Source organism: Campylobacter subantarcticus LMG 24377 (assembly GCF_000816305.1).
Lineage (GTDB): Bacteria > Campylobacterota > Campylobacteria > Campylobacterales > Campylobacteraceae > Campylobacter_D > Campylobacter_D subantarcticus.
This window is the reverse complement of the sequence record NZ_CP007773.1, coordinates 705285-729692: the sequence shown is the minus strand read 5'-3', so window position 1 is coordinate 729692 and position 24408 is coordinate 705285. Positions and strand designations below refer to the sequence as shown.

20 protein-coding genes and 1 pseudogene are annotated in these 24408 nt (G+C 30.2%); 13 read left to right on the top strand and 8 right to left on the bottom strand.

Features of this window, described 5'->3' with window-relative positions:
• Window positions 1–9 precede the first annotated feature (9 nt).
• The 7 genes and pseudogenes from ppa to CSUB8523_RS03855 all read left to right on the top strand — a co-directional run bounded on the left by ppa (window position 10) and on the right by CSUB8523_RS03855 (window position 8040).
• Window positions 10–528, top strand: coding sequence for an inorganic diphosphatase (gene ppa, locus CSUB8523_RS03885; protein ID WP_043019684.1), 519 nt, complete (start codon window positions 10–12; stop codon window positions 526–528).
• 38 nt (window positions 529–566) lie between these two features.
• Window positions 567–1679 (top strand): OmpA family protein, encoded by a 1113-nt coding sequence (locus tag CSUB8523_RS03880; protein WP_043019683.1) that lies wholly within the window; start codon window positions 567–569, stop codon window positions 1677–1679.
• Window positions 1680–1753: 74 nt separating this feature from the next.
• Window positions 1754–4366 (top strand): valine--tRNA ligase, encoded by a 2613-nt coding sequence (locus CSUB8523_RS03875; RefSeq protein ID WP_039663397.1) that lies wholly within the window; start codon window positions 1754–1756, stop codon window positions 4364–4366.
• 4 nt (window positions 4367–4370) lie between these two features.
• Complete coding sequence (locus CSUB8523_RS03870; RefSeq protein ID WP_039663395.1) at window positions 4371–5327, top strand: methionine ABC transporter ATP-binding protein; 957 nt, start codon at window positions 4371–4373, stop codon at window positions 5325–5327.
• 23 nt (window positions 5328–5350) lie between these two features.
• Window positions 5351–5986: pseudogene (locus CSUB8523_RS03865) on the top strand (methionine ABC transporter permease); the annotation flags it as partial.
• Window positions 5987–5995: 9 nt separating this feature from the next.
• Window positions 5996–7201: a glycosyltransferase gene (locus CSUB8523_RS09520; protein WP_052243667.1), complete on the top strand. Its 1206-nt coding sequence runs from the start codon at window positions 5996–5998 to the stop codon at window positions 7199–7201.
• 68 nt (window positions 7202–7269) lie between these two features.
• A complete protein-coding gene (locus tag CSUB8523_RS03855) occupies window positions 7270–8040 on the top strand; it encodes a MetQ/NlpA family ABC transporter substrate-binding protein (protein WP_039663392.1) in 771 nt (256 codons plus the stop codon).
• A 28-nt stretch (window positions 8041–8068) separates the two neighbouring features.
• Here the strand turns inward: CSUB8523_RS03855 and CSUB8523_RS03850 are convergent, their stop codons facing one another.
• Both CSUB8523_RS03850 and pta read right to left on the bottom strand, forming a co-directional pair.
• Window positions 8069–9253 carry an acetate kinase gene (locus tag CSUB8523_RS03850; RefSeq protein ID WP_039663390.1) on the bottom strand — a complete coding sequence of 395 codons (1185 nt, stop codon included), beginning with the start codon at window positions 9251–9253 and terminating at the stop codon, window positions 8069–8071.
• Between the two features lie 14 nt (window positions 9254–9267).
• Window positions 9268–10731, bottom strand: a complete 1464-nt coding sequence (gene pta / locus CSUB8523_RS03845) for a phosphate acetyltransferase (RefSeq protein ID WP_082019366.1) — start codon at window positions 10729–10731, stop codon at window positions 9268–9270.
• Between the two features lie 85 nt (window positions 10732–10816).
• Between pta and flgH the strand changes: the two genes are divergently transcribed.
• Window positions 10817–11518 carry a flagellar basal body L-ring protein FlgH gene (gene flgH, locus CSUB8523_RS03840; RefSeq protein WP_039663388.1) on the top strand — a complete coding sequence of 234 codons (702 nt, stop codon included), beginning with the start codon at window positions 10817–10819 and terminating at the stop codon, window positions 11516–11518.
• A gap of 11 nt (window positions 11519–11529) precedes the next feature.
• On the opposite strand, the gene CSUB8523_RS03835 is transcribed toward flgH, so the two are convergent.
• Genes CSUB8523_RS03835 through CSUB8523_RS03810 form a run of 6 tightly spaced genes read right to left on the bottom strand, consistent with a single transcriptional unit; the run spans window position 11530 to window position 17347 of the window.
• The gene (locus tag CSUB8523_RS03835; RefSeq protein WP_043019682.1) at window positions 11530–12930 is read right to left on the bottom strand and encodes a Mur ligase family protein; all 1401 of its coding nucleotides are present in this window, start codon (window positions 12928–12930) and stop codon (window positions 11530–11532) included.
• Complete coding sequence (locus CSUB8523_RS03830; RefSeq protein ID WP_043019681.1) at window positions 12927–13667, bottom strand: alpha/beta fold hydrolase; 741 nt, start codon at window positions 13665–13667, stop codon at window positions 12927–12929. The genes CSUB8523_RS03835 and CSUB8523_RS03830 overlap by 4 nt, the downstream gene beginning before the upstream one ends.
• Window positions 13668–13669: 2 nt before the next feature.
• Window positions 13670–13885 carry a type II toxin-antitoxin system Phd/YefM family antitoxin gene (locus CSUB8523_RS03825; RefSeq protein ID WP_043019680.1) on the bottom strand — a complete coding sequence of 72 codons (216 nt, stop codon included), beginning with the start codon at window positions 13883–13885 and terminating at the stop codon, window positions 13670–13672.
• Window positions 13886–13887: 2 nt separating this feature from the next.
• On the bottom strand, window positions 13888–14928 hold the full coding sequence (locus CSUB8523_RS03820) for a D-alanine--D-alanine ligase (protein ID WP_043019679.1): 1041 nt from the start codon (window positions 14926–14928) through the stop codon (window positions 13888–13890).
• 15 nt (window positions 14929–14943) lie between these two features.
• A complete protein-coding gene (gene ruvA / locus CSUB8523_RS03815) occupies window positions 14944–15495 on the bottom strand; it encodes a Holliday junction branch migration protein RuvA (protein ID WP_043019678.1) in 552 nt (183 codons plus the stop codon).
• On the bottom strand, window positions 15479–17347 hold the full coding sequence (locus tag CSUB8523_RS03810; protein WP_043019677.1) for a flagellar assembly protein A: 1869 nt from the start codon (window positions 17345–17347) through the stop codon (window positions 15479–15481). Before CSUB8523_RS03810 ends, ruvA begins: the two co-directional genes overlap by 17 nt.
• 121 nt (window positions 17348–17468) lie before the next feature.
• On the opposite strand from CSUB8523_RS03810, the gene murJ reads away from it, so the two are divergent.
• Genes murJ through CSUB8523_RS03785 form a run of 5 tightly spaced genes read left to right on the top strand, consistent with a single transcriptional unit; the run spans window position 17469 to window position 24408 of the window.
• Window positions 17469–18923 carry a murein biosynthesis integral membrane protein MurJ gene (gene murJ, locus CSUB8523_RS03805; protein ID WP_052243666.1) on the top strand — a complete coding sequence of 485 codons (1455 nt, stop codon included), beginning with the start codon at window positions 17469–17471 and terminating at the stop codon, window positions 18921–18923.
• Window positions 18923–20305, top strand: a complete 1383-nt coding sequence (gene cysS, locus CSUB8523_RS03800) for a cysteine--tRNA ligase (RefSeq protein WP_043019676.1) — start codon at window positions 18923–18925, stop codon at window positions 20303–20305. The genes murJ and cysS overlap by 1 nt, the downstream gene beginning before the upstream one ends.
• Window positions 20298–22061 (top strand): ABC transporter ATP-binding protein, encoded by a 1764-nt coding sequence (locus CSUB8523_RS03795; protein WP_043019675.1) that lies wholly within the window; start codon window positions 20298–20300, stop codon window positions 22059–22061. The genes cysS and CSUB8523_RS03795 overlap by 8 nt, the downstream gene beginning before the upstream one ends.
• A 50-nt stretch (window positions 22062–22111) precedes the next feature.
• Entirely contained in the window at window positions 22112–23170 is a 1059-nt protein-coding gene (locus CSUB8523_RS03790) for a quinone-dependent dihydroorotate dehydrogenase (protein ID WP_043019674.1), read from the top strand.
• Entirely contained in the window at window positions 23167–24408 is a 1242-nt protein-coding gene (locus tag CSUB8523_RS03785) for a M16 family metallopeptidase (protein ID WP_043019673.1), read from the top strand. The genes CSUB8523_RS03790 and CSUB8523_RS03785 overlap by 4 nt, the downstream gene beginning before the upstream one ends.

Genomic DNA, 24408 nt, shown 5'->3' with positions numbered 1-24408 from the left:
GGATAAAAAATGGATATTAGCAAAATTAAAGTTGGAGAAGTACCAAACAAGCTAAATGCGGTTATTGAAATTCCTTATGGATCCAATATCAAATACGAACTTGATAAAGAAAGCGGAGCTATTATGGTTGATCGTGTGATGTACTCAGCGATGTTTTATCCAGCAAACTATGGTTTTATACCAAATACTCTTGCAGATGATGGTGATCCTATTGATGTTTTAGTATTAAATGAATACCCTATTCAAGCAGGTGCTGCAATCCCTTGTCGTTTAATAGGTGTGTTGCTAATGGAAGATGAAAGTGGTATGGATGAAAAATTACTAGCTGTTCCTGTAAGCAAAATCGACCCAAGGTATGATAGCATTAAAAGTCTAGATGATCTTCCAAAAGCAAGCTTAGACAAGATCAAAAATTTCTTTGAAACATACAAAATGCTTGAACCAAACAAATGGGTAAAAGTAAAAGAATTTGCAGGTATCGAAAAAGCAAGTGAAATTTTAGAAAATTCTATTAAAAATTACAAATAATCAAAGTCCTTTAAAAAAGGACTTTTAAAAGGATAAAAATGAAAAGTATTATTGCTTTAAGTGTAGCTTTTGTTGTATTACTAGGTGCTAGCATAGGATTTTATATATGGTATTTTGATGATTCTTCAAATACTTATGTATATGATTATAAGAAAAATAATTCTTATCAAAGCTATAGTTCATCAACCAACCAATATAATCACGAAGAAAATTACTTAAGTCATAATACTTATGAAAATCACACTCAAACAAACGAAGAAAAACCTTATGAAAGTCAGGCTAACTCTTTAGCTAATAACACAATTACATCAGAGCCAAACACCACTAATGTAAATATACAAAAAGAAAATACCACTACACAAAAAGAAAGCGTTAATACACAAGATAACAACACTAGCACACAAGAAAAAAACACAACCGCTGAAGTAAAGAAAGAAAAAACTCAATCTCATGCTCAAATAATCCAAACAAAAACAACCCAAACTATACAAAACAAAAACACACAAGATGTAAAACAAACTCACAAAAAAACCAATACTTATAAAAATACCATGCAAGAATACATAGCAAAAGGTAAAACAAGTCGCTATGAACCACAACTTAGTAATGATTTTGTCAAAGTTTATGTTTTAGATGGTAAAAATTTAAGTGATTATAGGATTGGGGTTTTAAAAGAGATGATCAACCCTATCAAAAACAACTCTCAAGATTACAATCTAACTATTTTTATTGATATGCTTTCTAATGATAATATGAAACTAAGTATATATAATAAAGACATCGTATTTGAAAAAAACAAGAAAAAATATAACTACGTAGATGTAAAAATTTCAAATCTGAAATTTTTATTTGACAAAAACGGCTATAGCGAATATAGCAATGAAGATTTATTAGAAAAAATCAATCAAAATCTAGCTAGAGAAGATATCATTAAAAAGGTTAAAATTCAAGGTTATGCAGATGATAGAGGAAGCGCTTTTGCAAATTATATGATAGGATTGAATAGAGCAATGAATGTAGCTAAACACTTCTTTAGTTTTACCGAAGTAATCGAGATCGAATCTTTGGGAAAAGATACTTATCCTACTAAAGATAAATCTGACTCTCAAAGACAAAACAACCGTAAAGTAGAAATTAGTTTTTATAACTAATTTCTAAAATTAAAAACTTCTTTAACAATTTTAAGCTAACATAACAATTTATTTTCATTCTCAAGGTAATAATCATGTATGATAAATCACTAGAAAAAGAATACTATAAAATTTGCGAAGAACGCGGATATTTTGAAATCAACGGTAATGAGAAAATTCAAGAAAAAGGCAAAAATTTTTGTATCATGATGCCACCACCTAATGTAACAGGTGTTTTACACATAGGGCATGCGCTTACTTGTACTCTACAAGATATCACCACACGCTATAAAAGAATGGATGGTTATAAAACACTTTACCAACCAGGACTTGATCATGCAGGTATTGCTACACAAAATGTCGTAGAAAAACAACTTTTAGCTCAAGGTATAAAAAAAGAGGAGCTTGGAAGAGAAGAATTTATAAAAAAAGTTTGGGAGTGGAAAGAACAAAGCGGTGGTACTATAGTTAAGCAAATGCGAATTTTAGGCATTACTCCTGCTTGGAGTCGCTTACGCTTTACTATGGATGATGGTTTGGTTAATGCGGTTAAAAAAGCTTTTGTTGATCTTTATGATAAAAAGCTTATTGTGCGCGGCAACTATATGGTAAATTGGTGCACCCACGATGGAGCTTTAAGCGATATAGAAGTAGAACATAAAGAAAATAAAGGAAAATTATATCATCTTAAGTATTTTCTAGAAGATTCTCAAGAATACATCGTAGTAGCCACAACAAGACCTGAAACTTACTTTGGCGATAGTGCTGTGATGGTTAATCCAAATGATGAAAGATTCAAACATTTAATTGGTAAAAATGTTATTTTACCTTTAATAAATAGAACAATTCCTATTATTGCTGATGAGCATGTAGACATGGAGTTTGGAACAGGCTTTGTAAAAGTAACACCTGCACACGATCACAACGACTATGAGGTAGGTTTAAGACATCAGCTAGAATTTATCACTATCTTTGATGAAAAAGGTATTTTAAATGAACATTGCTTGCATTTTAAAGGCTTAGAAAGATTAGAAGCAAGAGATGTTATCATCAAAGAATTACAAGAAAAAGGTTTTGTTGAAAAAATAGAAGATTATACCAATCAAGTAGGATATTGCTATCGTTGTAAAAATGTAGTAGAACCTTACATCTCCAAACAGTGGTTTGTAAAAAATGAAATTGCAAAAGAAAGCATAGAAAAAGTAAATCTTGGCGGAAGTCAGTTTTACCCTGCACATTGGATTAATAGCTTTAATGCTTGGATGAGAGACTTAAAAGATTGGTGTATTTCAAGACAACTTTGGTGGGGTCATCAAATTCCTGTGTATTATTGTGAGTGTTCTCATGAATGGGCAAGCGAAGAAACTCCAAGTCAATGCCCAAAGTGCCAAAGCACTAATTTCAAGCAAGATCCTGATGTTTTAGATACTTGGTTTTCTTCAGGTCTTTGGGCAATGAGCACCCTAGGTTGGGGCAATAAAGACTGGGGTAAAAATACACTTTGGTCTGAAAATGATTTAAAAGATTTTTATCCTAATTCTTTATTAATTACCGGTTTTGATATTTTATTTTTCTGGGTTGCTAGAATGATGTTTCAAAGCACTAATGCCTTAGGTGAACTTCCTTTTAAAGATATATATTTACACGCTTTGGTTAAAGATGAACAAGGTAGAAAAATGAGTAAATCTCTAGGTAATGTCATCGATCCAGTGCAAAGTGTGGATGAATACAGTGCTGACATCTTGCGCTTTACTCTTGCGCTTTTAGCTATCCAAGGTAGAGATATAAAACTAAGCAATGACAAACTCATACAAGTTAGAAATTTCACCAACAAACTTTATAACGCAAGTAAATTCTTGCTTTTAAATGAGGAAAAATTTGAAGATTTAGACAAAAACAAAATTCAATCCAATTTAGCAAAATACATGCTATCTCGTTTTGAAACATGTGTAAAAGAAGCAAGAGAAAATCTAGACAACTATCGCTTTAACGATGCAGCAAATACTTTATACAAATTCTTTTGGGATGAATTTTGTGATTGGGGTATTGAACTTAGCAAGGCTGAAAAATCAAGCATAAAAGAGTTAGGAAGTATCTTCAAAGAAGCTTTAAAACTTCTCAATCCTTTTATGCCATTTATTAGTGAGTATTTATATCATGAGTTAAGTAAAACTTCTATCCATACTCACGAATCTATCATGGTTTCAAGATATCCTCAATGTGACATCAAAGATGAAAAAATTGAAAAACTATTCAACATCATTATAGAAAGCATAGTTAGTTTACGTCGTGCAAAAACCTTAGTAGAGCTTGCAAATACAAAAATTCAAAAAGCTTGTATAAAATTAAATGATAAAAGTTTAATAGCTGAATTAAAACATTATACCAATTTCATCTCTATGCTTGCAAAATGCGAAAATATTGATTTTATCACTACAAATTTAGAAAAATCCATTAGAGATGTAAGTGAGAATTTAGAAGTATTCATACCAACTCAAGATCTTGACTTAAGTAGGGTTTTAAATAGACTTAATAGCCAAAAAACAAAACTTGAAAAAGAATTTAACAAACTTGATGCTATGATGAAAAATGAAAAATTTGTTTCTAATGCACCTGCTGCGGTTGTGGAGCAAAATAAAACTCAACTTGAAAACATCAAAGCCCAACTTGAAAAAATTAACGATGAAATTTTTAATTTAAAAGGCTAGATCAGTGATAAAAATACAAAATCTAAAAAAATACTATGGCAAAGAATTAGTCATCAATGATGTGTCATTAGAAGTAAAAGAAGGTGAAATTTACGCCCTTGTTGGACACAGTGGGGCAGGAAAATCCACCCTATTAAGATGCATCAATGGTTTAGAAAATTATCAAAGTGGTAGCGTACAAGTTTTTGGTAAAGAAATAGCTACTCTAAAAGAAAAAGAGCTTAGAACTTTTAGAAAAGATATTGGAATGATCTTTCAGCACTTTGCGCTTATGAGTAGAAAAAGTGTATTTGAAAATGTTGCCATGCCTTTAGAAATTCACAATTATGATAAAAGTAAAATCCAAAAAAGAGTTAATGAACTTTTAGATCTTGTGGGGCTTTTAGCTAAAAGCAAGGCTTATCCCAATGAGCTTAGCGGTGGACAAAAACAAAGAGTTGCCATAGCTAGAGCCCTTGCTTTAAATCCCAAAATATTACTAAGTGATGAGGCTACTTCTGCATTAGACCCAAACACCACTAATAATATTTTAGAACTTATTGCTAAAATCAATCAAGAATTTAACATCAGCGTAGTATTAGTAACCCATGAAATGGAAGCAGTAAAACAAATCGCACAAAAAGCAGTTTTACTAGAGCATGGGCAAATCATAGGCCAAGGAAATATAGAAGATTTATTTTTAAAACCGAGTGAAAAAATGCGTGAATTCTTGGGAGAAAGTGAGTTTTTACCACAAAGTGGGATTAATGTACGTTTATATTTTTGCAAGGAAAAGGCAAACCAAAGCATTATTACCCATATGGCCAGAAATTTAAACATTGATTTTAATATCGTTTGGGGTAAAATAGAAAAATTAAATAATAATGCTTTAGGAAATTTAGTTATTAATATAGAACCTAAAGATCAAGAAAAAGTTTTAAACTACCTACAAGAAAATGGTGTTATTTGGGAGCTTGCATAATGAACATAGAGGCAATTATAAGAAATTTTGAAAATATATTATATCCAGCATTATTAGAAACTCTTTATATGAGTTTTACAGCTACTTTTTTAGCATTTTTAATCGCACTAATCCCTGCAATTGTGCTTACTGTTACCGATAAAGGTGGTTTATGTGAAAACAAAGGTATTTATAGTGTTTTGGATTTTATCATCAATATCTTAAGATCTTTTCCATTTTTGGTCCTTATTGTGGTTTTAAGTCCTTTTACAAAATACCTCATTGGCATTAGCATAGGCACAACTGCTACGATAGTACCACTTACTATAGGAATTGCACCTTATTTAGCTAAAATGATAGAAAGTGCATTTAAAGAAATAGATCCTGGTATTATAGAGGCGGCAAGATCTTATGGTGCTAGCAAAACTCAAATTATCTTTAAAGTAATGTTTAGTGAGGCTTTGCCAAGCATTATTAACGGTATCACTTTAATTTTAATCATCGTAATAGGATTTTCTGCTATGGCAGGAACTGTTGGTGGCGGTGGCTTAGGGGATGTGGCTATCCGCTATGGTTATGAGCGCTTTAGAACTGATATTATGATTCAAACTGTTGTGATTTTAATTGTCTTAGTGCAAATCATACAATTTATAGGAAATATGCTTTATAAAATCACAAAAAGATAAAACATGAAATACGAATTAGGTATCTTGTTAGCAGCGACTAAAAATTCAAGCTTTACCATAGGGACTTTGCTTATTAACATTATGGATGTGATGAAGCAACATGTAGATGTATTTTACATCCTACATGATGGTTTTAGCTTAGAAGATCAAAACATTATGCGCAAAATAACTCAAGGCAAAAACATACACTTTATCTCTTTTACCCAAGAAGAGTTTTTACATTCGCTTGGAAAAAATCAAAAAGACGCTGCTAGTTTATTTTTTCTAAAAAGATGGACTCATATGGCTTTTGCTAGATTTGAAGCCTTTAAATTCTTACACGAGTGCAAAAGCATTATTTATCTTGATTTTGATGTTTTATTATTAAAAAGTATTCATGAGTTAAAAAAATTACAAAATAAAAAATACCACTTTGGCGCAAGATTAGGTAAAACTTTACTCCAAACAGCCCTGCCCTTAGAAAAAGAATACTCTAAGGAACGAGTTTATCAAACAGGAATTTTAGTCTTTACCGATCATATATCTAATCCTTTACAATGTTATCAATTCATTTATAACCAACTATCACAACACACAAAAAACTGGCAAGATCAGGGTATTTTTACTCTTATGGTTTTAAAAAATCATTTCAAGGTTAAAGATTTCAAAGACAAATACACAGGAAGTACTCATTATCTTACCAATTTAATGCAAAATGCCTCTATTGTCCATGCTTGTGGCACTAATAGTCGTTTTTGGAATAGTAAATTTTGCAATCAGACATGGCCTAGATGGCAAGAATATTATGAAAAATGGTTAAAACTTGGAGGAAGTAAATATATAGGTTCTTTTCACAAAGACAACAAGCAATCCATCCAACGCACAAGATATCATTTATCATACAAACTGGGTTACGCCTTTATAGAGTGTACTAAGGATAAGAAAAAAATTCCTTTTTTACCTTTTACTCTACTAAAAATTTATTACAAACACACAAAACTTGCCAAGCAATACCAAAAAGATTTAAAAACAAAACCTTACCTTAAGCTTCCACCTCTATCAAGCTATGATGATTACAAAAGTGAGGGTATTAAAAATCAAAATACTTATTCTTACAAAATCGGACAAGCCCTCATTAAGGCTCAAAAAAATTGGCACAAAGGTGGTTATATAAAATTTATAAAAGAACTTAAACATCTTGCCAAAGAATACAAAAACAAACAAAAATAAAATTTTTCTTATTTTATTAATATTTTTATAATATAATCAAGCATTTTAAACTATAAAAAGGAGTTAAAATGAAATTGTTAAAATTGCTCACTGCAAGCACAATTTTAGGTGCAAGTTTATTTGCTAATGAAGTTATCACTGTAGGTGCGACACCTATTCCACATGCTGAAATTTTAGAACAAACTAAAGATTTGCTAAAAAAAGAAGGTTATACTTTAAAAATCAAAGAATTTAGTGATTATGTTTTACCAAATCTTAGCACAGATAGCAAAGAACTAGATGCAAATTTCTTCCAACACCAACCTTATTTAGATGAATTTAATGCCAACAAAGGAACCAAACTTATAAGTGTAGCAAAAATTCATATCGAACCTATGGCTCTATACTCAAAAAAATACAAAAATATTCAAGAGCTTCCGCAAAATGCTACTATAGCTGTACCAAATGATCCGACAAATGAAAGCAGAGCTTTGGATATTATCGCTAGCACTAAGCTAGTTAGTTTTGACAATGCTGCATTAAAAACTCCACTTGATATTAAAGATAATCCAAAAAATATCAAATTTAAAGAGTTAAAAGCAGCACAACTTCCAAGAGCTTTAGATGATGTTGATTTTGCAGTGATTAATTCAAATTATGCCTTATCAGCAAATTTAAATCCTGTAAAAGATTCTATTTTAATAGAAAGCAAAGAAAGTCCTTATGCAAATATCTTAGTAACCACCCAAGATAATAAAGACAATCCTAAAATCAAGGCTTTAGTAAAGGCTTTACAAAGTCAAAAAGTAAAAGATTTTATCAATGAAAAATACCAAGGTGCAGTAGTCCCTGCATTTTAAAGCAAACCTTGAGTTTTAAAACTCAAGGTTATTTATTTTTAATAAGCTCTGTGGTAATTTTAGCTATTTCTAATTCTTCTTCTGTTGGAATAATTAAAATTTTAATCTTAGAATCTTTTTTACTGATTTCACAATTTCTCGATTGTGCATTTTTTTCTAAATCTATATCAAATCCTAAATGTGCCAATCTTTGACAAACTTTTTCTCTCACAATGCAATCATTCTCGCCAATACCCGCAGTAAAAATCAATGCATCAACCCTAGGTAAAATCGCAAAATATGAGCCGATATATTTACTCAAACGATAACAAAACATATCAAGAGCAAGTCTTGCTTTTTCATTATTTTGTTCAATTTGGGCTTCAATATCTCTAAAGTCATTAAATCCACAAATTCCATAAACACCACTTTTTTTATTCATCATAGTATCTAAATCAGATGGATTTAAATTTAATTCTTTTGCTAAAAATGGCAATACAGCAGGATCAATATCTCCACATCTAGTTCCCATGATTAAACCTTCTAGCGGAGTAAAACCCATAGAAGTATCTACACATTTTCCATTTTCTATAGCACAAACACTCGCACCATTTCCAAGATGAGCACTAATTGCATTAAATTCATTAATATCTTTGCCAAGTATATATGCAGCTTGCTTGCTTACATAAGAATGTGAAGTACCGTGAAAGCCGTATTTTCTTACTTGGTGTTTTTCGTAAAACTCATAAGGCAATGCATACATATAAGCATAATCAGGCATACTTTGATGAAAAGCTGTGTCAAAAACTGTCACATTAGGAACTTTTGGAGCTGCTTTGATCATAGTTTTAATACCTATTAAATGTGCAGGATTATGTAAAGGTGCTATGTGAGCAACTCTATCAATTTCTTTTAAAATTTCATCATCTACTAAACAATGCTTGGTTAAATTTGGCCCCCCATGAACTATCCTATGTCCACATCCATCAAGCTCATTTAAATCATGTAAAATTCCACTTTGAGCAAATAATTCATTTACTAATTCAATACCTTGTTCATGATCTTTAATTGCCAATTCTTTTTTGTATTTTTGACCACTTTTTAGATCTTTTAATTCTATTTTAGAGCTTTGCTCGCCTATTTTTTCCACCAAACCAGACGCTAAAGCCTCATCTTTTTCAAAAAGCTTAAATTTAATCGAAGATGAACCTGAATTTAAAACTAATATTTTCATTTTTCTCCTTATTCTTATGCTTGAATAGCACTTAAAATCACAGTATTAATAATATCTTCCACCAAACAACCTCTACTTAAATCATTAATTGGTTTTTTAAGTCCTTGCAAAATAGGACCAATCGCCAAAGAATTAGCAGTTCTTTGAACAGCTTTATAGCAAATATTTGCTGCATTCAAATCAGGAAACACATATACATTTGCCCTTCCTGCAACTTTAGAATTTGGCATTTTACTTTTTGCTGTGAGTATATCATAAGCAGCGTCAAATTGTATAGGTCCTTCTACTTCAAGTTGTGGGTATTTTTCTCTAGCTATTTTAGTAGCTTCTTTGATCGCATCTACACTAGCTCCGCTTCCGCTATCTCCGCTAGAATACGAAAGCAAAGCTACCTTAGGATCAAGTCCAAAAGACTTTGCACTATTTGCACTCACATAAGCAATTTCAGCAAGTTGCGCAGGAGTTGGATTTGGCATAACAGCACAATCAGCAAAAACCAATACCTTATCTTCTAAAGACATAAAAAACATACCAGAAACCAAACTCACATCAGGCTTTGTTTTGATAATTTGCAAGGCAGGACGAATTGTTTCAGCAGTAGTTGTACTTGCACCACTTACCATAGCATGTGCTTTTTGCGTATGCACAAGCATAGTTGCAAAGTAGGTTTTATCTTGCACAAGCTTTTTAGCTTCTTCTTTGCTCATTCCCTTGTTTTTTCTTGCTTCATACAAAAGTTCTTCAAATTCTTCATTATACTGAGAATTTTTAGGATTTATAATGTGCACGCCATCGATGTTGATATTTAAACTATTTGCTTTAGCACAAATTTCATTGCTATCACCTAGCAATATCAAATCAACAATTTCATTTTGTATCAAAAACTCACTTGCCTTTAAAACTCTCTCATCAAAACTTTCAGGCAAAACCACTATTTTTTTATCTGCCTTAGCTTTTTCAAAAAGCTCATATGAAAATCTTGCTTGGGTTTTATAATTGTATTCTTGTAACAATTCTTGATCAAATGTCTCATTTTCTTTTAATAAAACATATTGATTTAGTTTTTGGCTTAATAAAAAATTCAACATAATATAGTTTTTATCTTGGCATTTTGCATACACTGGAGTATTTAGCTCTTTAGCCAAACTGATATTTAAATTTAAATCTCCCATTAAACCAAAATCATCAACACCAAGCACTACAATAAAATCATTTTCTTTTTTTATTGCTTCAAAATCTTCAATAATTTTTTTGAAAAAATCATTAGAATTTTGAGTTATTTTGGCTTGATAATCATTTTTTTCAAAGCTATAAGAAAAATCTACCTTCAGCTTTTTCTCTGCACTAAATAATGCAATCTTTTCTTTGTTTTTTTCACTAAAAACAGGAAAGTAAAAAGCTATTTGACCCTGCACTCTCTCCAAGCACTGCTGCAAAAAATGCATATCAGTACAATCTAATAAAAACATGGATTTCATTTTTTCCTCTTTTTTAATAAATTAATTGTTTTTTTGTAATATAATAATTTTAAAATTCATCACAATAATATAAGGTTATAAAGCCATGAAATTTAAAAATGTTAATTTTTACTTGTTACCTTTTGTAATGTTTGGTTGTAGTGCTACAGTTGACCCACATATCAATATGAAGCCCCCAACTTATGTAGAAGAACTAGCTCCTAAACAAAATAACAATACTCAAAGCAATCCTGGATCTTTGTTTGGCAAGGGTGACAATCCTTTATTTTCAGATAAAAAAGCTATGAATGTAAATGATTTAGTAACAGTAGTTATTAGAGAAAACGCCACACAAAACTCGCAAGGATCTAAAGCTACAAGTAAAAACAATAATGTCAATTTAGGTGGCGGACAAATCACTACTGGTGCTGGACTTAGCAAAGTTAGAGATTTTGTAAATGACTATACTAACATAGGTTACACTTCATCAAGTACTTCACAGTATCAAGGAACAGGTTCTCAAACTAGAAGTGAAAATTTCCAAACCACCATTTCTGCTAGAGTAATTAAAGTTTTATCTAATGGAAATTATTTCATCGAAGGAAGTAGAGAACTTTTGATCAATGGTGAAAAACAAATCATTCAACTAAGCGGGGTAATAAGACCTTATGATATTTCCCAAGATAATATGATAGACAGTAAATATATAGCAGATGCAAAAATTCTTTATAAAACAGAAGGCGATATTGATAAGTCTACACGTAAGCCTTGGGGGACAAAATTCATGGAAACCATTTGGCCTTTTTAAGCCAAATGGATCTACATAAAACTTGGCGCATCATTAGAAAACAAAATCAAATCTCCATTATGAGTCAATCGCGCTAAAGCTTCTACAAGTTGAGCTTTTTCCTTTAAAACAAAAATTTCCACACTGATATATTTTTGCAAGATCGCACTATTAACCTGCGAAGTAATAATAACAAAATCAAAGCATTCGTTGATGATTTTACATAGTTTTATATTTTCTTCTTCATTTACTTCAACAATACCAGGAGTCACCAAAACTCTTCTTCCCTTATAGCTTTTACAAAGCTCATAGCTTTGACTCATACCTTTAAAATTTCCATTAAACCCATCATCAATAATAAATTTTGGTTCTCTAGAAATTACTTGTAATCGATGCTCCACAGCCTTTAACTTAGACACACTTTGAGTAACTTTTTCAATATTTACATTTAAATAATGTGCAAGCAATATCCCCACGCTGATATTATAAGCATTAAAAGCGCCTAACAAATCAGCATGAAAAGGATAAATTTTGTCATCTAATCTAACTTTAAAGTCTAAACCCTCCAAGCTTGCACAGACATCGTTTAAACACATATCATAAAATTCATTTTCATATAAAGTACTTGAATGTAAAAAGTATTTTTCTAGGCGCTTAGATTTTAACGCCTGCAATTTTGCCTTTCGGATATTATCCTGGGTTTTAAAATACTCCAAGTGAGCCAAACCTATTTCACCCACTATACAAATTTGAGGATTTAAAAATTCTGTAATCTCCAAGATGTCGTTTTTTTCACGCGCACCAGCTTCCACGATATAAATTTGCGTATCATTTTGTAAATTTTCATTGATATCTTTAATTATACCCATGAAAGTATTAACACTTCTTGGGGTTTTATAACACTTAAATTCATCTTTTAAAAGATCATATAAGAAATTTTTAATACTTGTTTTCCCAAAACTTGCAGTAATCAGGATAATTTTTAATTTTGAATTATCTTGAATTTTTTTAGCAGCTTGTTTTATAAAATACTTTTGATTTATTTTCTCTACTATCAAACTTAGCAAAAAAGCTCCAGTTAAAGCTTCTAAACCCGTATAAAAAAAAGGTATAAATACTAAAGTCAACAATATTAAAAAAATAAAATACCGCTTCACTCTAGCAGTAAAAACAAGTTTTTTATCTAAATTTTTATATAAAAACCCACCATAAACTAAAGCTAAAGCCAAAACAACAAAATAAGGATAAAAATTTCCACTATACAAAAAATAAGCAAATGCAAAATATGGAATGATCACAAAATACAAATGCCACCAAGGCTTAGCATAGTGCAATATAATGCGCGAAAACTTATAAGAATACCACTGCAATGCCAAAATCAAATAAAAACCGAGCAAAAAATTTAAACACAAAAACGCTAACATGTTAATCATTGTTTTAGAAATTCCTCGTGTATTTTTTCACCTATAAAATTTGCATGTTTTAAAAAGAAAAAATGATCTCCTTCTAATGCAAAAAATTTTCCTTTTTGTGCTAAAGAGTGTATAATCGCGCCACTTTTTAAAGGTGTAGCTTTGTCTTCATTACCCCAAAAAATCAAAATGGGATTTTTGATTTTTTGAAATTCATTTTCTAAATTTTCATTCACAACTTTTTTAAAAGTTTCATACATCACCTCACTCATACCTTGAGCGTCTTTGCTTATAAAAAACTTTCTCCAAAAATCCCCATAAGGAAGATTTTTTAAGATCTTAAACAATGCTATCTTAAAACGCACCTTAAAACTCTTTGGCAAAACCACACCTGCGCTTGAAAGCAAGATTAAACCTTGATACTGGACATTTTGACACATAATAGTCGCAATTTTGCCCCCAAAAGAATGCCCCATTAAATAATCTATTTTATGATCAATAGTGATTAAAAAATCTTCAACAACTTTTGCATAAGCATATGAGTCCATCGGTGCTTCTATGTTTGAATTACCAAATCCAGGTAAGTCTAAATAAATTTGCTTAAAATTTTTCAAAGGCTTTTCGAAAGCTTGTTTCATAAGCTCTTTATTAGCACCCCAACCATGTAAAATAAGAATCGTTTTTTCACATTTTGGATTGATTAATTCATAACTTAAATTATAAAAATATCCATTTGAATATACTCTAGTTTTTGCCATTTCTAGCCTTTTTTATCCTTATAAATCTTCTCTAAAAGTGCAACAGCCTCGTTTAAACGCTCATATTCTTCAAAACTCAAAAGCACTGCTTCAAATTTATTGTTTTTTACGATCACAAGTCTACCATTTTCACTCTTTTTTGTTTTTTCAAGCATAGTGCTGAAATTTCTTACCACTTCAGTAGCAGTATAAATTTCATCTTTGCTAAAAGTCGCCATGATTATAACTTACCTTTTTGCCCATTAATACTATGAATAAAAGCATAATCAATTTTTATTTGTCTTTCTAGTTCTATATTTTCAGCCAAATTATTAATCACGCTAGTAAAATCTTCAAACAAATAATTTGCTAAAGATCCTGGGTTTGAATTAATCTCATTTAAATAAACCTCATCATCTATCACAAAAAAATCACAACGTATTAAAGCTCCTTTAAATAAAGGATTGTAAATTTTCATAAAATTATCTTTTAGTTTTTGTTTTAATTCTTCGCTAATATCAGCCTCGCCTACTTTAGAACTTTCTGAAAAACCTAAGTACTTTTGCTCAAAATCTAAGATTTCATTTTTTCTAGGTTCTTCTATGATAGAAAATTCCATCTTATTATCTATCATACAACCTGCAAGATTGTATTCTTTGATATTACTCACAAATTTTTCTACCACAATATCCTCATCAAATTCAAAAGCAACATCTTTAGCATACTTAAAATCTTCCTCATCTTTTACAACACTAATGCCTATACTACTACCCAATCTTGCAGGTTTTAAAATACAAGGAAATTCTAAAGCGACATCTTGCTCTTGATGCAAATTAAATACTGTATAATCTAGTGTTTTTACTCCTACACTTTGGGCATAAAGTTTAGTTAAGATTTTATTAAACGATAAAACACTAGCTTCTAAACGCGGTCCAATGTATTTTACACCATAAAAATCAAGCAAGGCAGCTATTTTGCCATCTTCGCCATCTTTGCCATGTACGATATTAATCGCCACATCTATTTCTATTTTTTTTTCACCTAGCATTGTTTTATAAAAAAACCCACCTTGCTTTAACACCAAAGCTTTTTCTTTTTTATAAGCACCACTGCTAAAAGTTTTTGCATTCATTTTTTCATCATCTATTAGAAAAAATTCCTTATTTTTATCACAAAATATAAATTGCTTTGGAGCCTTAAGTACTTTTTTTAGCACCACCGCACTTACAATACTAATTTCATGCTCATAAGAATTTGCACCAAAAATCACACCATATGTCATTATTTTTCCTTTTTATTATCCTAGTTTCTTTAAAGCTTCTTTGATTAATTCGCTAGTATTTTTACTTTCACAAGTTCGTAAAACTTTTAAAATGTTTTCTTGTTTAAACCCTAACGAAAGCAACGCTGCTAAAGCTTGCGCTTGATCTTGATTAGAATTTTCTATATGAATTTTAGCATCGCTTAACTCAGCGATAATTCTCTTTGCGCTTTTTGGACCAATACCAGGAACTTTTTTAAACACACTTTCATCGCCATTTTGCAAAGCTGCGTAAAAAGTATTGGTATCTAAGCTTGAGCAAAGCGCCATAGCAGTCGTCGCCCCTATACCGCTTATTTTAATTAACAATTCAAACATTTTTTGTTCATTAATATCTAAAAAACCATACAATTTATGCGAATCTTCTTTTATAATTTGTGTGATAGATAATTCTATCTTTTGATTTACTTCAATACCACTTGAGCAAAATAATGATACATAAACACCATAACTTACACCATTAGCAGTTTTTAATACTATAAAAGTAAGTTCTTTTTTACTTACAACACCTTCAATTGCCACTATCATCTACCTTTTCCTTATAGTTACTTATAGACTGAATTTCATAAGCACTCACGTCTTCTTCGGTTTCAATTTTTTCAAGTGTAAAGCATTGGATTTTTTCTTCATTATTTGGGTGATAACTTAACTCTTTTCTAGGATTAAGCAAGTTAAATTTAACCTCATTTAAATCCAACCATTTTCCACTTTTATTGATGATTTTTGATTTTAAAAGCTCTTCCTGAATTTGTTTTAACTTTTCTACGCTTGCTTTTTCTTCTTCTTTTAATACCTCTACTTTATTACTTAAAATACTTAAGCTTTCAACTTTTTGATTAAAATCTTTAATAGTGGCTTTATAAGCTTGCGGCACAGCTCTTTTTGTACTTAATAATTCTTTGGCTTTTTGTTGCAAAATTCGCACAGAGTCTTTACTTACTTGAATAGTATGCTTAACATCTTCTATTTCTTTAGCTACATTTTCTTGTTCTTTTTTTAACTCATCAATATGAACCAAAATTTCCTCACCACTTTTTTCTTCTCCAAAAGCTTTAAGATCTTGGATTATAAGCTTATTTCCACTACCTTGAATTTTCTCAATATGTATCAAACTTTTAGCACTACAAATACAATTATCCACAAGCTCTTGTATATAAACTTCATCAGCAATAATCTCGCCACCAACTGCTTTTTTGATATTTACTTTTTTAGCTCTAATTACTCCATTTTCTAAAGTTTCAACGTTTAATTCTTGCGCTTGGCAATAACCCCTTAAAATATTTACATCAACCTTTTGTCCTATAATGGTGCTTTTGTGATGCATATTACCTTTAAGAGTTACTTTTTTACCTCTTAAAACAGAATCTTGAGCCATATTACCCACAACTTCCAATTCCTGTGCTTCAACAGTGATCCTAGGTCCTATAGCATCTTCTAAGGTATTTGTGTTTTTTATCACGATGATTACTTGTTTATCAAAACCCGCCCAAATAGATCCTGTACTTTTAAAATCAACCTTATTAAATTCCAAATAATTTTCTATTTCATAAATAGACTTTCTTTGTATAATAAAACCATCTTTTTTGGCAATGTATTTCACGCTCTCATCATCTTCTTTGATTTCAAATTTGTCTGAACAAATTACCTTGTCTTTGTTAGATTTAGGCGGAAGTGCTTTTAAAATTTTAAATCTTAAATCCTTACCATCACTCCCCTCTTTGGGTTTTATCTTTTCAATAGCCACCTCATCTTTTCCTATAGGCGCTACATAATTTCTATTCATCACGTCATTGTGTTTTTTTAATTTATCCAAATAATGAAATTTAATCTCTTCATTAGTAGGTTCTTGAGGGTCAAGCCCTTTGCTTACTTCAAATTCAACTTCAAAATCAAATTTTTGCTTTTCTTTGACCTTAGCGTTAAAATCTATAATTTGTTTTTTAAAATCAAAATTTCTAAAGCCTAGTAAAAATTTCTCTTTAATCATCGCTTTATATATGGCTTCTAAAAGCTCCAAAGCTAATTTATCATAAAATGCAATACTATCTTTAGGTTTAACATTTGCTTTTAATAAAGTACAAAATTCATTTGTTTGCAAGCTAATATCAAATTCTTGAAGATGAGCCATTTTTTTAAAAAAAATCTCGATTTTATATTCTTGTTTGATATTTAAATTTTGAATTAAAAACTTCTCATCTTCTTCAAAAATTTTTAATTCCTTTTCATTTGCCTTTATCCATTCTTGATTATCATAGGTATAAGAAGTGCTAAAACTCAATAATCTAAAATCTAACTCTTCTACCTCGCATTGATTTTCAGAAGCAAATACCAAAAGCTCTTTATAGGGATCTTTAGTGTATAAAATTTTCTTTTCTTCCATATCCTAAGCTTCCTTATTGTATATAAAATTTTGATTTTAGCAAAAATAAAATCAAAATTTCGTTAAAATTATTATTAAAAATTTTATAATATTCAAACTAATATAAAAAGAATGAAATCACATGAAAAAAAATATTATTTTTAAAAATTTTATCATTAATGCTTTGGGAATTTTATTTTCTAGAATAATGGGAGTTTTAAGAGATATTGTTTTAGCTTTATACTTAGGAGCTGGAATTTATAGCGATATTTTCTTTGTGGCCTTAAAAATGCCTGCATTTTTTAGAAGAATTTTTGCCGAAGGAGCTTTTGGGCAAGCATTTTTGCCTAGCTTTATTAAAGCAAGTAAAAAAGGTGCCTTTTGTTTAAATGTATTATTGCAATTTAGTATAATTGTCTTTTTAACCTGTGTGTTAGTAAGTTTTTTTGCTGAATTTTTTACAAAGATTTTTGCTTTTGGTTTTAACAAAGAAACAATTATTTTAGCCGCTCCTTTGGTTTCTATTAATTTTTGGTATTTATTTTTTATCTTTTTGGTTACCTTTTTAGGCTCTTTACTAAATTATAAACAAAATTTTTTCATTACATCTTTTTCTGCTTCTTTTTTTAATCTTTTTGTTGTGATTGCGGGATTTTTTGTTAGCCAAGATCAACCACTAGAAGCCTTGTATTATTTTTCATATGCGACTGTTTTAAGTGGTTTAGCTCAGCTTATATGGCATATTTTTGCTCTAAAAAATACTAAAATTTTAAAAAGCATGTATTTAAGTATCAAACTAAAAAAAGCTAAGGCAAAATTAGATCAATTTCACTCCACATTTACCCATGGACTTTTAGGCTCTTCAGCTAATCAAATCAGCTCTTTACTAGATACTACCATCGCGAGCTTTTTAATGGCTGGTAGTATTTCCTATTTATATTATTCTAATAGGGTTTTTCAGCTTCCTCTAGCACTTTTTGCAATCGCCCTAAGTCAAGTAAGTTTTCCAAAAATACTAAGACATTTAAAAGCAAATGAAGAACAAAAAGCCTTAGCTTTTATGCAAAAAGCCTTTGAATATTTAAGCGTGCTTTTAATTTTAGCTAGTATAGTAGGGATTATTTTAGCAAAGGAGATTGTTGAGTTTTTATTCCAAAGAGGAAATTTCAACCAAGAAGACACGAAAATCACTGCATTTTTATTACAAGCTTATCTTTTGGGACTTTTACCTTTTGGTCTACAAAAATTATTTTCATTGTGGCTTTATGCTAAATTTAAACAAAAAATAGCCGCTATAATAGCCTTTAAAACACTTTTTATATCAGCATTTTTTAGCATAGTAATTATTTTACTTATCAAAGAAGAAGCTTATAAGAGTTTAGGTATTGCACTTGCTTCGTCTATCAGTGCTTTTTATTTATTATATGCTAATATTAAAGAATTTGGCTTTAAAAATCTTTGGGGCATTTTTAGGGTTAAATTTTGGCTTATTAGTATAATGTTTTTAAGTTTATTTGCTTTAGGCTTATTTGAAATTAAAGATATTTTAATACAATTTTTAATTGAAAATTATCATTTTTTTAAAGGTTTATTTTAATGGTTTTTTTTGATAGTGTTTTAAAAAAGAAGTGCGAATTTATCCCACATGAGACAAAAAAAGCAAATATTTATTTATGTGGGCCTACCGTGTATGATGATGCACATTTAGGGCATGCAAGAAGTAGTGTGTGTTTTGATTTTTTAAGAAGAGTTTTATTAGCAAGTGATTATGAAGTAATTTTTGCTAGAAATTACACTGATATTGATGATAAAATCTTAAAAAAAATGCGAGAGAGTGGTAAAAGTTTAGAAGAAATTACAAATTTTTATATTAAAAGATATGAAGAGGATATGCAAGTACTTAATATCTTAGAGCCTGATTTTAAACCAAAAGCTACAGCTTATATTGAGCAAATGATTACTTATATAGAAAAACTTTTAGAATTAAACTTAGCTTATAAACTTGAAGATGGAATTTATTTTGATACTAGCAAAGATGATAAATACTTTTATATCTCTAAAAGAAATTTAGAAGATAATCAATCGCGCCTAGAAGAAAGTGTATCTAAAAAAAATGATAGTGATTTTGTTTTATGGAAATTTGATGAAAAATTTTATCCTGCAAACTTTGGCAAAGGAAGACCGGGCTGGCATACTGAATGCGTTGTGATGATAGAGAGTATTTTTAAAGATAAACTTGATATTCATGCAGGGGGTATAGACTTACTTTTTCCTCATCATGAAAATGAAGCTTGTCAATGTCGGTGTAAAAATAATCATGAATTAGCTAATTTTTGGCTGCATAATGGCTTTGTGCAAATTAATGGTGAAAAAATGAGTAAAAGCTTGGGAAATAGCTTTTTTATAAAAGATTCTTTAAAACTTTTCAGTGGTGAAGTTTTGAGATTTTATCTTTTAAGTGTACATTATAGAGCACATTTTAACTATGCTTTAGAAGACTTACAAGCTGCTAAAAAAAGACTTGATAAATTTTATCGCTTAAAAAAACGCTTAAATTTAAATGCTTTTATAGATGAAAAAACTATTATAGAAAGTGAAGTGGCCCAAAATATCTTAGAAGTTTTAAATGACGATTTAAATGCCTCTAAAGCCTTAGCTTTGCTTGATGAGTTTATCAACGAAAGTAATATTTACTTAGATCAAAATCCAAAAGATAAAGTTTATAAAATACAATTAGAAAAAACCCTAAAAGAACTAGCTTTTATTTTTGGTATAGGTTTTATAGATACTATAAAATATTTTCAATTTGGTATTAGTGAAAAAAAATGTCAAGAAATAGAAGAAAAAATCACTCTACGCAACAAGGCAAAACAAGAAAAAAACTATGCCCTAGCAGATCAAATTCGTGATAATTTAGCTAAAGAAAATATTCTTTTAATGGATACATCAAATGGTGTGATATGGGAGAAAAATGGATAAAAATTACAAAGAAATGAAGCTTAAAGAGGTTTTTACTCGCTTTAAGCCTTATTATAAAGATTATTGGTTTTATTTTGTTTTAGCTATCATTGGCATGCTTTTAACTAGTGGTGGCACAGCTGCTAGTGCTTACATTATAGAGCCGATTTTAAATAAAATTTTTATTAAAAAAAATGTTGAATTGCTTTATTATATGCCTTTATTAGTGATTTTAATTTATGTATTAAAAAACCTTGGCGCTTATATGCAAGTTTATTATATTTCTTATGTTGGAACAGATATTTTAAGAAGATTAAGAGAATTGGTTCTTGGAAATCTCTTACGTTTAGATATGGGTTTTTTCCATAAATACAGAAGCGGGGAACTAATCAGCAGATGTACTTCTGACATTGGTGCTTTACAAAATATAGTTTCTACTATAATACCTGAAATTTTAAGAGAAGGCTTAACTGCCATTGGGCTTTTAAGTGTGGTGATTTATCAAAGTCCAAAACTTGCTTTTTTCGCTTTAGTTATCTTACCTTTAGCGATTTACCCTCTTGTTCTTTTTGCAAAAAAAATTAAAAAAATAGGACGCAATACTCAAGAAAAAAATTCTGATCTTACTTCAAGATTAAGTGAAATCTTTTCTAATATAGAACTGATCAAAGCCTCCAATGCAAGCAAAAATGAAATGCAAAAATTCAGTCAAACCAATAGCGAAGTTTGTAAGCTTTCCCTAAAAGGTATCAGAATAGAAGCTTTAAGCAGTCCTTTAATGGAATCTATGGGTTCAATCGGATTTGCTGTAGTGATTATAGTGGGTGGTAAAGAAGTGATTGATGGGAGTTTAAGTATAGGATCTTTCTTTAGCTTTACCACAGCTTTGTTTATGGCTTATACTCCTATCAAAAGACTTTCTTCACTTTATACGAGATTGCAAAATGCAGTAGCTGCAAGCGAAAGAACTTTTTATTTAACCGATTTAGAACCACAAATTAAAGGTGGTAATGAAAAACTTACAGAAAATATCCAAAATATTTGCTTTAAAAATGTCTCTTTGAGTTACCAAGAAAATAAAATAGTCCTAAATGATGTAAGTTTTTCTTTTAATAGAGGAGAAATTTTAGCCCTAGTAGGCTCAAGTGGTGGTGGAAAATCTTCCATCATTAATCTTTTAATGTATTTTTTTGAAAAAAATAGCGGCGAAATTTTAATCAACCAAAAAGATATTAGTTCTTTTGATATTACTAGTTTAAGAGAAAATATTTCTTTAGTAACTCAAAATATTTACATATTTAACGATACTATTGCTCAAAACATTGCCTACGCTAAAGAGTATGACGAAGCACGCGTGATAGAAGTTTTAAAACAAGCCAATGCGTATGATTTTGTTCAAGAACTTGGAGGTATACATACTGAATTAAAAGAGCATGGTAAAAATCTCTCAGGTGGACAAAAACAACGTATCGCTATAGCAAGAGCTTTATACAAAAATCCTCAAATTTTAATTTTTGATGAAGCCACTTCAGCACTTGATAATGAAAGCGAAAAAGCCATTGTAAGAACAATAGAAAATCTAAAAAAAGATCGTTTAATACTCATCATCGCGCACAGACTTAGCACAATAGAAAATGCAGACAAAATCGCTGTGCTAGATAAAGGTGAAATCGCCTCTATTGGAAACGATGCATATTTGATGCAGCATTGCAAAATTTATCAAAAACTAAAACAAAAAGCACAAAAAACCGATCAAATTCAAGCAAATGAAAACTAAAAATTATCATTTTTTTAGTAAAATATGCTATTTCGCATAAAAGGAAAAAAATGACTTATGAGAGCTTAAAACCTTTAATATATAAATTAGATCCAGAAAACGCCCATGCTTTAGCTGAATTTAGCATGCGTACTTTAGATTGTATTTTTCCCGGAGGACTTAGTTTTTTTGCAAAAGACTACATAGTAAACGATGAAGCCCTAAACCAAGAAATTTTCAATCTACATTTTTACAATCCAGTAGGTTTAGCAGGTGGATTTGACAAAAATGCAACCATGATAAGACCACTAAGTGCATTGGGTTTTGGATTTTTAGAGTATGGAACTTTTACTCCAAAACCACAAAGTGGCAATGAAAAACCTAGACTTTTTAGGCTAGTTGAACAAGAAAGCATTCAAAATGCTATGGGTTTTAACAACAAAGGCAAAGATGCTGTCGCCAAAGAAGTTAAAAAAGTCTATCCTTTTAGCATACCTTTGGTGGCAAATATAGGCAAAAATAAAATTACCTCAAATGAAGAAGCAATAAATGATTATATTATTTTACTAAAAGATTTTAAAGACTTATGTGATTTATTTGTAATCAACATTTCCTCACCAAACACTAAAAATCTACGAGATTTACAAAGTGAAGAATTTGTAAGCACCTTATTTAATCAAGCAAAAGAAATCACAAGCAAACCAGTCATTTTAAAAATCGCACCAGATATGAATATCGATAGTGCTATATCACTTTGCAAAAGCGCTATTAATGCAAAGGCAGATGGTATTATTATGGCAAATACTAGTATTGATTATTCTTTGATTGATAATGCAAGAACTTTTGGTGGAATTAGCGGTAAATTAATCACTCAAAAAAGTGCAACCTTCTTTAAGGAAGTAGCAAAAGAAATTTATCAAGATACTGTTTTAATAGCAAGTGGTGGAATAGACAGTGCTGAAACCGCTTATGAGCGTATCAAAAATGGTGCTAGCTTAGTTCAAATTTATACTGCTATGATCTTTAAAGGGCCAAGTATAGTCAAAAATATCAACCAAGGTTTAATTGAACTTTTAAAACAAGATGGCTTTAACCATATCAGTCAAGCTATAGGAGTAAATTTTAAATGATTCATTATAAAAACACTACCCTTGAGAACGGACTTGAAATTTATACCCTACCTGTTAACAAAAAAAGCGGGGTAATTAGTGTAGATATTTTTTATAAAGTTGGCTCAAGAAATGAAAAAATGGGAAAAAGTGGCATAGCACATATGCTAGAACACTTAAATTTTAAAAGTACTAAAAATTTAAAAGCAGGTGAATTTGATGAGATAGTTAAAGGTTTTGGCGGAGTGGACAACGCAAGCACAGGCTTTGACTACACACATTATTTCATCAAATGCTCCAGTGAAAATTTAGATAAATCTTTATGGCTTTTTGCAGAATTAATGCGTAATTTAAATCTCAAAGATGATGAATTTCAACCTGAAAGAGATGTAGTTTTAGAAGAAAGGCGATGGAGAACTGATAATAACCCTTTGGGTTATTTATACTTTAGACTATATAACCATGCCTTTTTACACCACCCATACCATTGGACTCCGATAGGATTTTTCAAAGATATACAAAATTGGAGTATAGAAGATATAAGAGAATTTCACCAAACTTTCTACCAACCTAAAAACGCCATCTTACTTGTAAGTGGCGATATTAATGAAGATGAAGTTTTTAACCTAGCCAAAAAACATTTTCATGATATTAAAAACACCAAAACAATTCCCATAGTCCATGAGAAAGAACCTGAACAAGATGGTGCAAAACGCATTATTTTACACAAAGAAAGCGATACGCAATTATTAGCGCTTGCATATAAGATTCCCGCATTTAATCACGAAGATATACCAAAGCTTTGTGCTTTAAGTGAGCTTTTGGGAAATGGAAAAAGCTCTCTCATAAGTAAAATTTTAATCGACAAACTAGAGCTAATCAATGAATTTTATGCTTATGCTAGTGAAAACATAGATGAGAATTTGTTTATATTTATTTGTGTTTGCAATGAAGGCATAAAAGCAGAAGATGTTGAAAAAGAACTTTTAAAAATTCTTGATGATGTAAAAAATGCCAAATTTGATGATACCATCATGGAAAAAATCAAAAATACCGTAAAAAGTGATTTTATTTTCTCATTAAGCAATGCAAGTAGTGTGGCAAATATTTATGGTTCTTATCTTGCAAGAGGAGACTTAAAACCTTTACTTGATTATGAAAAAAACATCAAAAATCTAAGTAAAGATGATTTAATTCATTGTGCTAAAAAATACTTCAATGAAAATAAATCTACTACAATAATCTTAAAAAAGGGGTGA

Coding starts and splice junctions, on each gene's coding strand:
- ppa (WP_043019684.1), top strand. CDS start 10: ATGGATATTAGCAAAATTAAAGTTGGAGAAGTACCAAACAAGCTAAAT.
- CSUB8523_RS03880 (WP_043019683.1), top strand. CDS start 567: ATGAAAAGTATTATTGCTTTAAGTGTAGCTTTTGTTGTATTACTAGGT.
- CSUB8523_RS03875 (WP_039663397.1), top strand. CDS start 1,754: ATGTATGATAAATCACTAGAAAAAGAATACTATAAAATTTGCGAAGAA.
- CSUB8523_RS09520 (WP_052243667.1), top strand. CDS start 5,996: ATGAAATACGAATTAGGTATCTTGTTAGCAGCGACTAAAAATTCAAGC.
- CSUB8523_RS03855 (WP_039663392.1), top strand. CDS start 7,270: ATGAAATTGTTAAAATTGCTCACTGCAAGCACAATTTTAGGTGCAAGT.
- CSUB8523_RS03850 (WP_039663390.1), bottom strand. CDS start 9,253: ATGAAAATATTAGTTTTAAATTCAGGTTCATCTTCGATTAAATTTAAG.
- pta (WP_082019366.1), bottom strand. CDS start 10,731: ATGAAATCCATGTTTTTATTAGATTGTACTGATATGCATTTTTTGCAG.
- flgH (WP_039663388.1), top strand. CDS start 10,817: ATGAAATTTAAAAATGTTAATTTTTACTTGTTACCTTTTGTAATGTTT.
- CSUB8523_RS03835 (WP_043019682.1), bottom strand. CDS start 12,930: ATGATTAACATGTTAGCGTTTTTGTGTTTAAATTTTTTGCTCGGTTTT.
- CSUB8523_RS03830 (WP_043019681.1), bottom strand. CDS start 13,667: ATGGCAAAAACTAGAGTATATTCAAATGGATATTTTTATAATTTAAGT.
- CSUB8523_RS03825 (WP_043019680.1), bottom strand. CDS start 13,885: ATGGCGACTTTTAGCAAAGATGAAATTTATACTGCTACTGAAGTGGTA.
- CSUB8523_RS03820 (WP_043019679.1), bottom strand. CDS start 14,928: ATGACATATGGTGTGATTTTTGGTGCAAATTCTTATGAGCATGAAATT.
- ruvA (WP_043019678.1), bottom strand. CDS start 15,495: ATGATAGTGGCAATTGAAGGTGTTGTAAGTAAAAAAGAACTTACTTTT.
- CSUB8523_RS03810 (WP_043019677.1), bottom strand. CDS start 17,347: ATGGAAGAAAAGAAAATTTTATACACTAAAGATCCCTATAAAGAGCTT.
- murJ (WP_052243666.1), top strand. CDS start 17,469: ATGAAAAAAAATATTATTTTTAAAAATTTTATCATTAATGCTTTGGGA.
- cysS (WP_043019676.1), top strand. CDS start 18,923: ATGGTTTTTTTTGATAGTGTTTTAAAAAAGAAGTGCGAATTTATCCCA.
- CSUB8523_RS03795 (WP_043019675.1), top strand. CDS start 20,298: ATGGATAAAAATTACAAAGAAATGAAGCTTAAAGAGGTTTTTACTCGC.
- CSUB8523_RS03790 (WP_043019674.1), top strand. CDS start 22,112: ATGACTTATGAGAGCTTAAAACCTTTAATATATAAATTAGATCCAGAA.
- CSUB8523_RS03785 (WP_043019673.1), top strand. CDS start 23,167: ATGATTCATTATAAAAACACTACCCTTGAGAACGGACTTGAAATTTAT.